General features: G+C 38.7%; 12 protein-coding genes. 2 read left to right on the top strand and 10 right to left on the bottom strand.

Annotated features, from left to right (window positions below):
• Positions 1-55: 55 nt before the first annotated feature.
• A complete protein-coding gene (locus ABES03_RS12680; protein WP_430117635.1) occupies positions 56-673 on the bottom strand; it encodes a TrkA C-terminal domain-containing protein in 618 nt (205 codons plus the stop codon).
• A 151-nt stretch (positions 674-824) separates the two neighbouring features.
• Between ABES03_RS12680 and ABES03_RS12675 the strand changes: the two genes are divergently transcribed.
• Positions 825-1,394: a membrane-spanning protein gene (locus ABES03_RS12675; protein WP_430117634.1), complete on the top strand. Its 570-nt coding sequence runs from the start codon at positions 825-827 to the stop codon at positions 1,392-1,394.
• A 14-nt stretch (positions 1,395-1,408) separates the two neighbouring features.
• On the top strand, positions 1,409-1,999 hold the full coding sequence (locus tag ABES03_RS12670; RefSeq protein ID WP_430117633.1) for a hypothetical protein: 591 nt from the start codon (positions 1,409-1,411) through the stop codon (positions 1,997-1,999).
• A 33-nt stretch (positions 2,000-2,032) separates the two neighbouring features.
• Here the strand turns inward: ABES03_RS12670 and ABES03_RS12665 are convergent, their stop codons facing one another.
• From ABES03_RS12665 to ABES03_RS12625, 9 genes are all read right to left on the bottom strand, one after another.
• Positions 2,033-3,394 (bottom strand): aspartate kinase, encoded by a 1,362-nt coding sequence (locus ABES03_RS12665; RefSeq protein WP_430117632.1) that lies wholly within the window; start codon positions 3,392-3,394, stop codon positions 2,033-2,035.
• A gap of 176 nt (positions 3,395-3,570) precedes the next feature.
• The gene (locus tag ABES03_RS12660; protein WP_430117631.1) at positions 3,571-4,185 is read right to left on the bottom strand and encodes an NUDIX hydrolase; all 615 of its coding nucleotides are present in this window, start codon (positions 4,183-4,185) and stop codon (positions 3,571-3,573) included.
• Between the two features lie 133 nt (positions 4,186-4,318).
• A complete protein-coding gene (locus ABES03_RS12655) occupies positions 4,319-5,476 on the bottom strand; it encodes a homogentisate 1,2-dioxygenase (protein ID WP_430117630.1) in 1,158 nt (385 codons plus the stop codon).
• On the bottom strand, positions 5,476-6,408 hold the full coding sequence (locus tag ABES03_RS12650; RefSeq protein ID WP_430117629.1) for a fumarylacetoacetate hydrolase family protein: 933 nt from the start codon (positions 6,406-6,408) through the stop codon (positions 5,476-5,478). Before ABES03_RS12650 ends, ABES03_RS12655 begins: the two co-directional genes overlap by 1 nt.
• A 16-nt stretch (positions 6,409-6,424) precedes the next feature.
• Complete coding sequence (locus ABES03_RS12645) at positions 6,425-7,033, bottom strand: flavin reductase family protein (RefSeq protein WP_430117628.1); 609 nt, start codon at positions 7,031-7,033, stop codon at positions 6,425-6,427.
• Between the two features lie 74 nt (positions 7,034-7,107).
• Positions 7,108-8,223: a 4-hydroxyphenylpyruvate dioxygenase gene (gene hppD, locus ABES03_RS12640; protein WP_430117627.1), complete on the bottom strand. Its 1,116-nt coding sequence runs from the start codon at positions 8,221-8,223 to the stop codon at positions 7,108-7,110.
• 247 nt (positions 8,224-8,470) lie between these two features.
• On the bottom strand, positions 8,471-9,265 hold the full coding sequence (locus ABES03_RS12635; RefSeq protein WP_430117626.1) for an ABC transporter ATP-binding protein: 795 nt from the start codon (positions 9,263-9,265) through the stop codon (positions 8,471-8,473).
• Positions 9,240-10,271, bottom strand: coding sequence for an ABC transporter permease (locus ABES03_RS12630; protein ID WP_430117680.1), 1,032 nt, complete (start codon positions 10,269-10,271; stop codon positions 9,240-9,242). Before ABES03_RS12630 ends, ABES03_RS12635 begins: the two co-directional genes overlap by 26 nt.
• Positions 10,272-10,389: 118 nt before the next feature.
• Positions 10,390-11,388 carry an ABC transporter substrate binding protein gene (locus tag ABES03_RS12625; protein ID WP_430117625.1) on the bottom strand — a complete coding sequence of 333 codons (999 nt, stop codon included), beginning with the start codon at positions 11,386-11,388 and terminating at the stop codon, positions 10,390-10,392.
• Positions 11,389-11,707 lie beyond the last annotated feature (319 nt).

The raw sequence follows: 11,707 nt of genomic DNA, 5'->3' as shown, positions 1-11,707 counted from the left end.
TTATCCATCTACGTAGAAGAGGCAGACCCTTATGAGGCTGCCTCTTCTTTGTGATTCAGTCGTGTAAAAAATGAAGCACCCTGTCGTATGTTTGATCATCACCTATTATTAGAAGTATATCCCCCTCCATAATTAATGCGTAGGGCCCTGGTGAAATAATCAATTCACCTTTTCGTTTCATACCAATGACAGTACCACCCGTATTTTGCCAAAACTTTGTCTCAGAAATTGTTTGACCAATATGAGTACAACCTGGAAAAACCTCTACCTCTATAGGGGCTAATGGATTCGTATGACGAAGTTTTCCTGAGTAATCCATAATTTTTCTTAATGTTTCAAATAACTGCTCATCCAGTTTATCTCTTTCATTTATTAATGAGTTCATTTGTTTCTCAAGGTCGTTAATACTCTCAAGATTTGAAAAACGATGAATATATTTATAGGCATTCTCCCTTGATGAGATCACAATTCCACTGCCCTTTGTGGAATGCACGATCTCCACATCCTCCAAGATCTTAATCGCCCTTCGTACAGTTTCGGGAGACACTTTATATTCACTTGCTAAAGTAGACCTCCCATGAATTTTTTCTCCTACTTTAAACTTTCCATCATATATTCTATTGGCCAAATCAATTGCAATTCGCTCGTATGTTGGTATTTGTGCTTTCTGCATAGAAACCTCCACCTATTCATTCTATACACTTGATTCTATCGTCTCATCCAATATACCTCTTTCTACGTTTGGATGCGAGGACAAAATCGATGATTTCAAATTTATTAATTGGACATAATTGTAAAGAGTGTTTTTATTATGAGGTGAAGCCATGAAACGAAAATTCATCCTATTGTTAAGTATGGTTTTTATTATTTTTATGATATCTCTGTTGATATTCTACTTAGTTAAAGGGGATTCATCCAGATGGCAGGTCGCACTTGGGGGCATCTTCGTAAGTGCCCTTCCACTTCTATTGCTATTCAAAAAAAATATTCCTTTCAATATCCCCCTTATAGTAGGATATTATCTCTTCATTTTTTGTTCCTTGTTTCTCGGATCGATATCTAGTTTTTATCTTCATTATAAGTGGTGGGACTCTACCCTTCACTTCTATAAAGGGGTATATGTTGCTCTAGCAGGCATAACCTTGTATAAACTATGCGTACCCGTGAAAGTACGGAATGATCTATCGAAATGGATACTTTTTTTGTTTGTACTTTCCCTTGCTGTTTTAGCAAGTGTAATTTGGGAGGTTTATGAATTTTTAGGAGACTTAACTCCTATAACACACACCATGCAGCGTGGAGGAAATACGGATACAATGCTAGACTTGCTCTATGGATTAGCAGGGGGTCTAATAATGGCCATTTATTCCTTTGTGAGAAAACAAAATGTATAATGTGAGGTAAAAAAATGAACCGAAAGCTGGTAATTATTTTTAGTTTACTGTATGTTCTATTTATGGCTGCCTTAGCTGTATATTATTTTACAAATGATGTGAGCTTTAAAGGGACAGTCGCAATTGGCGGAGTTGTTTGTGGTGCGGTACCACTATTTTTAGCCTTGTTTACCAAACTTCAATTTAATTTGCCAATCGTTATTTCTTATTTGATTTTTTTGGTAGGATCTCAATATTTTGGTTCGATATTAGGCTGGTATGGGCTAGGCTGGTGGGATACATTTATGCATTTTGTAAGTGGAGCCATTCTTGCTTTTTCAGGAATTGCCTTATACGAACGCTTAATCCATAGAAATGCAGGAGATGAGATATCCCCTTGGTTTGTTTTTTTATTTACTTTATCATTTGCAGCCCTTGGAGGAGTTTTATGGGAAGTATATGAATTTAGCTCCGATCAATTTTTCGATATGACCCTACAGGGTGGAGGTAACAAAGACACCATGACAGATTTGATTGCAGATACTATTGGTGGTCTTGTAATAGCGATCGTGGCGGGAATTAGAACTCGATCGAAGTTGAAGAAGAAAAATATACAAGAAGGCTGACTCAAAAGAGTCAGCCTCTACTTTTCATTTCCATTAAACTGTTACTGGAACAAAAAACTCTTCATAAAGTGCTTGAACTGCTCGTTTTTCATCCACTTCCTTAACTCCAAACATCATGCTAACCTCTGATGAGCCTTGATTAATCATTTCGATATTAACACTATACCTCGCTAATGCCTTAGATGCTCTCGCCATCGTACCGACATTATGACGCATCCCCTCACCAACAACCATAATGAGTGCTAAGCTATGTACAACTTGCACCTCGTCAGCCTGCAATTCTGTCTTAATACGGTGAATAATCTTTTCTTCTAGGCTAGAATTTAATTGATTCTCTCTCATAATAACAGAAATATCATCTATCCCCGAAGGTGTGTGTTCGTAAGAAAGCCCAAAGTCCTCCAACACACCCAATAGCTTCCTCCCAAAGCCAATTTCTCTGTTCATTAAATACTTGCTTACGTAAATGCTGCAGAATCCTTTGTCACTCGCTATCCCGATTACAGGACCATTTGTGTTGTGCCGCTCATTAACAATCCTTGTTCCAGGGGCTGCTGGATTATTAGTATTTTTAATCTGAACAGGTATTTCAGCTCGAAAGGCTGGTACCAGTGCTTCATCATGCAATACGGTAAACCCTGCATATGATAGTTCTCTCATTTCACGGTAGGTTAATTCCTTAATTTCTCTTGGCTTACTCACAATATTTGGGTTTACGGAATAGACTGCATCCACATCAGTAAAATTTTCATATAGGTCGGCTTTTACTGCATTTGCTAGGATAGAGCCTGTAATATCAGATCCACTGCGAGAAAATGTGAACACTTCCCCCTCCTTGCTGTAACCAAAAAAACCTGGAAAGATCAATATCCCAGACCGTTTTCTGAGCAAGTACAAGTTCTCATAAGCCTCTGGTAATACTTGAGCATTCCCTGGTTCATCACTAACAAGCAGCCCCGCCTCAAGAGGGTCTACATAATGGGCTTCCAGTCCCCGTTTCCGAAAATAGGCGGCTGTTAGTTTAGCTTGGTTATCTTCCCCACTTGCCTTTACACGGTCCATAAACCGATCAGGTTTATCTTTATCGGCTTGTAGTCTTCCCATTAAATCATCACGAATCTCTTCAATAACAGTATCCGATAGGGAGAGCTCGTCCGCAATAGAAGCATAACGCCCAATCACTGCATCCACCTTTTCCTTTATGTTATGGTTCTGTAAAGCTGCCTCAGCACACTGTATCAATAAGTCTGTGACCTTTTCATCGTTTGTATATCTTTTCCCAGGTGCAGAAACAACTACAATTTTTCGCTCACGGTCTGATATTACAATTTGGTATACTTTCTCCATTTGTTTTCCGGAAGCCAATGAGGAGCCTCCAAACTTAACTACTTTCATGTTACATCTCCCTATCCTCTGAAAATATAATCTTAATTTTATTCCAATTCTGAAAATAATCAAGTGTTTTTTTCCTTTCTACACGCACACTTGTCCACGCTAGACAAACAAGCAAAAAAAAAACAGTGAGAATAGCAAACTAAACTAGTCTCACTGTTTTTTATTATATTAATTGCCTAGCGAACCATTTCAATAAAATGGGCGAGGATTCTGGCGGTTAACCCCCAAATTACTTTATCTTGATAAAGATAGAAATATTCTTCCATGTCTCTCGTCCGCCAATTATAGTTCTCTCCACCTGTTATTAGCTCATATGGAAAATTCTTTTCAGGCTCTGCTTTAAAGTTAATGTGGTAAATAGTTGGAGAATGATGTAGAAAAAAGGATATTGGGACTGTAAAGACCTCCCCAACCTCTGACGGATTTGGTTGAATGTTTTCAGGATTAGTAATCAGTCCAACAAACGGATAAACAATCATTCCAAAAGGTGAAATCATATAATCTAGCGGAAAAATGTCTGTGATTTCTGAACTACTAATTCCTAATTCTTCAACTGTCTCTCGAAGGGCTGCCTCCTTTTCATCTATATCCTGTAAATCAATCCTTCCTCCTGGGAAACATATCTCCCCAGGCTGCCTTCTTAATTCAAGGGAACGCACTTCAAATAATACATGAATATCATCTTCTTTTTGTAGGAGCGGCAGCATGACTGCATATTTCGAAAACTTCTCACTGCCTAAAATAGTTGGAGTATGGCTCGTTAGTTTGTTTATAATTTTTTCAAGCTCCATGAGTTCACCTCTATTCGTTTGTACTATTTAGATATTTCTACCATACCATTTTTATAAGTATAAGCGCTTTTAATTTGCGTATACAGAACAAAAAAAATAAGGCCAACTCAAAAACACTGAGTCCGCCTCATCATTAATTCTCATTCCAAGTAAACATATAGCCGGGATCTTCTAACTCTTGTGCCGTTTTTACAATTTTCAGAGGGTGGAAGGTGTCGATCATAACAGCTAGTTCTAGCGTTTCTTTTTTTCCTATACTTGCCTCCGTTTTACCGGGGTGTGGACCATGGGGGATACCACCTGGATGGAGTGTGATTGAACCCTCCTGAACTCCCTTACGACTCATGAAATTTCCTTCCACATAATACAGGAGCTCATCACTATTTACATTACTGTGATAATACGGTGCTGGAATGGCTTCAGGATGATAGTCATACAGACGTGGCACGAACGAACAAACAACAAAATTATTTCCTTCAAATGTCTGATGTACTGGTGGAGGCTGATGAACCCTCCCTGTAATAGGCTCAAAATCTTCTATATTAAATGCCCAAGGATATAAATACCCGTCCCAGCCAACAACGTCAAGCGGATGATGCCCAATAATATGGGAAGAAATGATCCCTCTTGATTTTGTTAATACTTCAAATTCTCCTTTTTTATCATAAGAAACCAGCGTTTCAGGTCCGCGAATGTCACGTTCACAGAACGGGCTATGTTCGAGAAGCTGACCATATTCATTCCGATAACGTCGGGGGGTAGTAATTTGGCTAAAGGATTCCACAAATAACATTTGTGTTTTTTCATTTTCATTAGGAACTACTCGGTAGATCGTTCCAATGGGTACAATAAGGTAATCCCCTGGTCGATAAGAAATGGTCCCAAACATTGTCTCCAACTTTCCTGTACCATGATGAATAAACAGCATTTCATCCCCATCACCATTTCGATAGAAGCTTTTCATTGGTTTAGTCACTTGTGCTGTCCCAATTAGTAAGTCCTGATTTCCTAAAAGATAATTTCGAGCAGTCAGACCATCCCCTTGCTTATCCGCCTTACTAGTAAAAAAGTGCCGATGCTTCAAAGATTGCTGTTCCTCATATTCAGGCAAATACGTACCGATTAGTTCTGACTTTAATACTTCCGTTGGCATGTACTGGTGGTAAAGGATAGATTGGGTTCCTGAAAAACCTCTCGTACCCATTACCTGTTCACGATACAGGCTCCCATCGTCTTTTTTAAACATCGTATGTCGTTTATGCGGGATTTTTCCCATTTGACGATAATACATTATTTCACCTCATTTCCATCCGTAATTTTATTACAAAGGATACCGAGATGCTCAACTTCTAATTCTACTATGTCACCTGGTAAAAGCCATCTGTGTACCTTTTGACCAAGTTCAAGAATACATCCCGTACCAACTGTTCCTGAACCAATAATCTCTCCAGGGTAAAGTGTAACACCAGCTGAAGCTCTCTCAATCATCTCTCCAAAAGAATAATGAAGTTCCTTCATATTTCCATTCGAAAGCAATGTACCATTCACCCGTGCCCTCATCGATAGATCATAACCCTTGCCGGACCTAATCAACTCCAACTCTTCTTTCGTAACAATCCATGGACCAATAGAAGTTGAAAAATCCTTCCCTTTTGCCGGACCAAGCCCCACCTTCATTTCTTTCCTTTGAAGGTCCCTTGCGCTCCAATCATTTAATATGCAATATCCAAAAATATACTTATCAGCGTCTTCAGCTTGAATATTTTTACCTTTTTTTCCAATGATACAGCCAATTTCCAACTCGTAATCTAGCCAATCACATTCATTCGGCTTTATGATTTCATCATCTGGACCTTTAATTGCTAGATGATTAGAAAAATAAAAAACAGGGATTTCGTACCATTCTGGTATCATTTCAAGCCCCCGGTTTTCCCTTGCTGTTTTAACATGCTGTTCAAACGCATAAAAATCACGAAAGCTCCTAGGCATAGGAAGAGGTGCTTTTAACCGTATTTCACTTAATGGATACCTTCCTTTTTGTTCACTAGTTACTGGAGCGAGATTCATCACCATTTTCATATTTTCTTCGCTATTATCTAAAAACTCGAGCAGGGTTTCTGGCAGTTTGCCTTCAGATACTTCGTACATATCCACCACAAAGTCACCATCCAGCCACCCAGATCTAATTGTTCGGTCTGTTTTTTCAAAGGTTACAAATTTCATGGCACTCACCTATTATCTATTTTCGAATCATATCAAATGTTTTTGCCAATGGGTTAGTAAAGGTGTTACCAGCCATTCGGCCTATAGGCTGTAATTTTGAAGTATCAATTCTCCCTTTATCATAAAGTGCATCGTTAACATGGACGTGTATTACTTTTCCGATTACCAGGCTGCCTGCACCAGGCTTGTCGCCAAAATGTAGTACTTGATAGAGCTCACATTCTAAGTGAACGAGTGATTCTTTGATTCGCGGTACTTTCACTTTAATACTTAGTTCCTTTGTGAGATTCACTTCCTCTATTTCATCTACAGAAGAAGAAAACTCAATGGCACAATCGTTCATTTGTGCTGCCATACTTTCACTAACAATATTAATCACAAACTGACCTGTACTTTCAATATTGACTAATGTATCTTTCTTCGCTCCATCCGTTCCCTTCCTCATGGGAGAAAAACAGATGAGCATGGGGTCCGCACAAACAGCCGTGAAAAAACTAAAGGGTGCTGCATTTGCAATGCCGTTTGCATCTATTGTTGATACAAAGGCAATAGGACGGGGCAAAATCGATCCGACTAAAAGTTTATAAGCATCTTTCCATTCAAGTGTTTCTGGTGAGATTTCCAATTCCTGTCCACCACTCTTTCAAATAACCAGATAGTTTCGCAAGGGAGAGCACATCTCCCTTGCTATTTCTATTGTTATAGATTGCCACGTAGTTCCTGTTCACGCTCAATCGATTCAAATAGTGCCTTGAAGTTTCCTTCGCCAAAGCCTCTGGCTCCTTTTCGTTGAATGATTTCAATAAATAATGTAGGGCGATCGACGATTGGCTTCGTAAAAATCTGCAGTAAATATCCCTCATCATCACGGTCTACTAAGATATTTAATTCCCTAAGCTTTTCTATCTCCTCATCAATTTTTCCAATCCGCTCACTTAATGATTCATAATAAGTAGCAGGTGTCTTGAGGAACTCCACACCATTCTTCTTTAAGGTGGTTACTGTTGAAACGATATCTTCCGTTAAAATCGCTAAGTGCTGTACTCCTGGTCCATTATAGAATTCTAGATACTCTTGAATTTGTGATTTTCGCTTACCCTCAGCAGGTTCGTTGATAGGAAACTTAATCCGACCACCATTGTGCATAACCTTTGACATTAGTGCAGAATATTCCGTAGTAATGTCCTTGTCAGAGAAATGCTTCATTTCTTTGAAGCCCATTACTTTTGAGTAGTACTCCACCCACTCCTCCATGCTTTCAACGTTGCCGACCACGTGATCAATACCGATTAATCCTGCATCCTCAATTGGCAATGCAACTGAATAAGGTTCAAATCCTGGTAAAAAAGTACCTTGGTAGTTTTTCCGTTCAATTAACGTATGGATAGTGTCACCATATGTACCAAGAACGGCTTTCTTAATAGTCCCTTGACCGTCTTTCATTTCAAATGGGGGTGCTATAGCAATTGCCCCTCTATTTACAGCTTCTTCGAATGCTTTTTCTACATTATCAACCAATAATGCTACGTCTTTCACACCATCACCATGTTTCTTCACAAACTGTGCAACCCTGCTGTCCTCTTTATAGGTGCCAGTAATAACAAGACGAATATTTCGTTGTTTCAAACAATAAGAAACGTTTTCACGATTTCCCGTTTCAAGACCAGAATAGGCAACAGGTTGAAAACCAAAAGCCGTGCAAAAAAAGTGACAAGCCTGCTTAGCATTTCCAGTGTAGATTTCAATATAATCCACATCTCTTACAGGAAAAAAATCATCTACCAGTTGTTCTGCAGTTAATCTATTTTCTTTCATCGAGAAACCTCCATTTAATAATGTAGTAATATTCTGAATTAATTTTAAATGAAGTTCTCTTGTCCTCTCAAGAGTGGAAAGTAAAGCAATACCGCTTTTGGGCATTAAAGAAAATTCATTGGAATCAGATATTTCCCTAAGAAAAACAAAGAAACTACCTGAATATACAGGTAGTTTGCAATATATAAATATTGGAAATATTTATATTTGAGGAAGTCTATCTAAATTTAATTTTTTAAAATTTTTTCTATGACAAAATAGCCCGATCATTTGCCATTTGTGACCCACGAATTCTCTTAAACTCACTTAATAAGCTTTCGATTGTAAGATGCTTCTTATTTTCTTCGTTGACCTCAAGGATAACTTGACCCTTATCCATCATGATTAAACGGTTTCCCAGGTCAATAGCTTGCTGCATATTATGCGTGACCATAAGTGTGGTTAGTTTGTATTTATCAACAATTTCCTTTGTCAGTTCGGTTATAAGCTCTGCCCTAGATGGGTCAAGAGCTGCTGTATGTTCATCTAATAACAGGATTGAAGGCTCTGTAAATGTGGCCATCAATAAGGATAAAGCCTGCCGTTCCCCACCCGACAATAAACCCACCTTTGCATTGAGACGATTTTCTAAGCCTAGGTGCAAAGATTCCAGGACGTCACGGAAATATTCACGTCTTTTTTTGGTTACGCCCCACTTAAGTGTTCTAGTTTTATTTCTTGAATAAGCCATAGCCAAGTTTTCTTCAATGGTCATACTAGGAGCTGTTCCGGCCATAGGGTCCTGAAAAACTCGACCAATCATTTTTGAACGATTGAATTCAGACATATGTGTCACATTTTTACCACCAATATGAACTTCCCCGATATCCGGAAAAAGTACACCCGAAATAATATTCATTAGTGTTGACTTACCTGCCCCATTACTGCCAATCACTGTGACAAAATCTCCAGGTTCGAGAGTAAGGTTAATATGATCAATGGCAATTTTTTCATCTGGTGTACCCTCATTAAAGATTTTATGAATCTGACTTAAGTGCAGCATGATTTTCCCCCTTTGCCACTGCGGAAGCCTGTACCATGTTTATTCTTTCGCTTCGTCTCTTCGCTTTCCGCTTTCTCTCTCTAGAACCATCAATGATTTTCGGTGTAGTTAATGCAATAATAACAATGAGTGCAGTAATTAGTTTCATATCGCCAGGATCTAAGAATTCAACTCGTAAAGCTAATGTAACGACAATACGATAAATAATGGATCCCCCAATAACTGCGAGTGTAGTTCTCGCAATCGTCTTTGTACCAAACAAAGCTTCACCGATTATTACCGATGCCAATCCAATGACAATCATTCCTATTCCCATTCCAACATCCGCAAATCCTCCTTGTTGCGCAATAAGTGCACCTGAAAATGCAACTAAAGCATTCGATAAGCCTAATCCAAGAACAACAAGAAGGTTGGTATTGGCCGAAAGGCTGCGAATCATTCGTTTATTATCACCTGTCGCCCTTACAGCAAGCCCAATTTCTGTTTGCAAGAATACATCGGTTAAGAACTTAATCAACAAGGTAACAATAACCATAAAAATCAATATCCCCCATGTTTCTGGAAGACTGTCACCTAGACCTATCAGTGAAAGAATACTATTAAAAAAAGAATCAATCCCTGTTTTTTCAAATAAATTACTTATTTTTGTAAAGGCAGTATCCGTATTTAATAAAGGTATATTTGAACGACCCATAATTCTAAGGTTAATAGAGTAAAGAGCGATCATCATAAGGATACCTGAAAGCAGGTTATTAATTCTTCCAAAGGTATGTAGCAGGCCTGTCATACAGCCTGCTGCAAATCCGGCAAACAAAGCCATGATTGTTGCTAAAAAAGGATTTGTTCCATTTGCAATCATGACAGCCGAAATGGCTGCTCCTGTCACAAAACTTCCATCCACTGTTAAATCAGGAAAATCTAAAATGCGAAAGGAAAGATAGACGCCCAGCGCCATAATCGCATAGATGATACCTGCCTCAAAAGATCCAAATATGGCTGTAAACATTGAAATCATCCCTTCTTTATGGCCTTTTTTTACATAAAAAAACACCATTTCTTAACCATCCTATGTATAAATCAAGGAGAGAACCACAAGTGTTCTCCTCCTTGATTTAGTTTCAATCTTATTTTCCGTCGTAAAACTCTCCTAGCTTCTTCCAATCATCATTAACCTTTAATCCTTGCGCTTCTGCAGCAGACTTATTAATGACAAGTTTTAAGCTGCTTGGAAGTTCAACTGGGATTTCTGATGGCTTTTTCTTTCCAGATAAAATTTCAGCGGCCATTAAACCAGATTGATAGCCAAGATCAAAGTAACTAAAACCACTTGCAGCAACCGCACCTTTTTTCATCGAATCCAGTTCACCTACGAACAATGGAATCTTTTTACTATTGGCAATCGATATAACAGAATCAAGAGCAGTAACAACTGTATTATCTGTTGGTATGTAGATTGCATCCACTCGCCCTACAAGAGATTCAGCTGCCTGTTTTACTTCTGCAGTTGTAGCCACGGAAACTTCTACAAGTTTTGCTCCCTTCTCTTCTGCCAGCTTCTTCACTTCTTTAACCTGAACAACAGAATTTTGTTCTCCAGAGTTGTAGATGACTCCTACCTTTTTGGCTTTCACTTCTTCTGTAATAAAGTTAATTGTTTTTTTCGTTGCATCAGGATGGTTATCAGTAGTACCGGTAATATTTTTACCCGGTTTATCAAATGCTTCTACTAATCCCGCTCCTACAGGGTCTGTAACAGAAGTGAAAATGATAGGAATTTCCTTGGTCGCATTCAATGCTGCTGTCGCACTTGGAGTAGCATTTGCAAAAATTAAATCCACTTTATCTCCAACAAAGTTATTGGCAATGGTTTGGGTGTTATTCATATCTGCTTGTGCATTTTGTTCATCGAATGTAGCTTTTATCCCCTTGTCCTTTAATGCTTTTTTAAAGCCTTCTGTCGCAGCATCTAAAGATGGATGAGGCGCAAATTGGGTAATGCCAATTTTAAATTCTTTCTCTGCCCCACCCTTTCCTGTTTCTCCTGAAGATTCCTTACTGCCACAACCTGCTAGCATCAGCATACCTGCTAATGCAAAGGATAATGCTCGAGCTGTTTTCTTCATTTAGATCCCCCTTAATATCATTAAAATTAATTTTCTAAAAATTTTTTATATTAGAAATTATTCTAGTATTTTTTTTGGACAAAAGCAATAGATATACGAAAAATATTTTTTCACTTTAAAGCGGCATACCAAGTTAGTAGAAAATTTTAATTTAAGGCTGTGTTAAAGAACAGTGTTGATTTGATTTTTACACCCTGTTGATTGGAGCGGAAGGCACGAAGACTCCTGTGGGAGTATGGTTCAGGGGAGACCCCGCAGGCGCATGCGCCGAGGAGGCTCGCCGAAACACCCACGGAAAGCGAAGTGCCTGGAGCGGAAA

The organism is Neobacillus rhizosphaerae (assembly GCF_050477885.1).
In the GTDB taxonomy this organism is placed as follows: domain Bacteria; phylum Bacillota; class Bacilli; order Bacillales; family Cytobacillaceae; genus Neobacillus; species Neobacillus rhizosphaerae_A.
Note: the sequence above shows the minus strand (reverse complement) of the source record. Positions and strands in the feature narration are given on the sequence as shown.

Coding starts and splice junctions, on each gene's coding strand:
- ABES03_RS12625 (WP_430117625.1), bottom strand. CDS start 11,388: ATGAAGAAAACAGCTCGAGCATTATCCTTTGCATTAGCAGGTATGCTG.
- ABES03_RS12660 (WP_430117631.1), bottom strand. CDS start 4,185: ATGGAGCTTGAAAAAATTATAAACAAACTAACGAGCCATACTCCAACT.
- ABES03_RS12675 (WP_430117634.1), top strand. CDS start 825: ATGAAACGAAAATTCATCCTATTGTTAAGTATGGTTTTTATTATTTTT.
- ABES03_RS12680 (WP_430117635.1), bottom strand. CDS start 673: ATGCAGAAAGCACAAATACCAACATACGAGCGAATTGCAATTGATTTG.
- ABES03_RS12655 (WP_430117630.1), bottom strand. CDS start 5,476: ATGTATTATCGTCAAATGGGAAAAATCCCGCATAAACGACATACGATG.
- ABES03_RS12630 (WP_430117680.1), bottom strand. CDS start 10,271: ATGTTTACAGCCATATTTGGATCTTTTGAGGCAGGTATCATCTATGCG.
- ABES03_RS12650 (WP_430117629.1), bottom strand. CDS start 6,408: ATGAAATTTGTAACCTTTGAAAAAACAGACCGAACAATTAGATCTGGG.
- ABES03_RS12635 (WP_430117626.1), bottom strand. CDS start 9,265: ATGCTGCACTTAAGTCAGATTCATAAAATCTTTAATGAGGGTACACCA.
- hppD (WP_430117627.1), bottom strand. CDS start 8,223: ATGAAAGAAAATAGATTAACTGCAGAACAACTGGTAGATGATTTTTTT.
- ABES03_RS12665 (WP_430117632.1), bottom strand. CDS start 3,394: ATGAAAGTAGTTAAGTTTGGAGGCTCCTCATTGGCTTCCGGAAAACAA.
- ABES03_RS12670 (WP_430117633.1), top strand. CDS start 1,409: ATGAACCGAAAGCTGGTAATTATTTTTAGTTTACTGTATGTTCTATTT.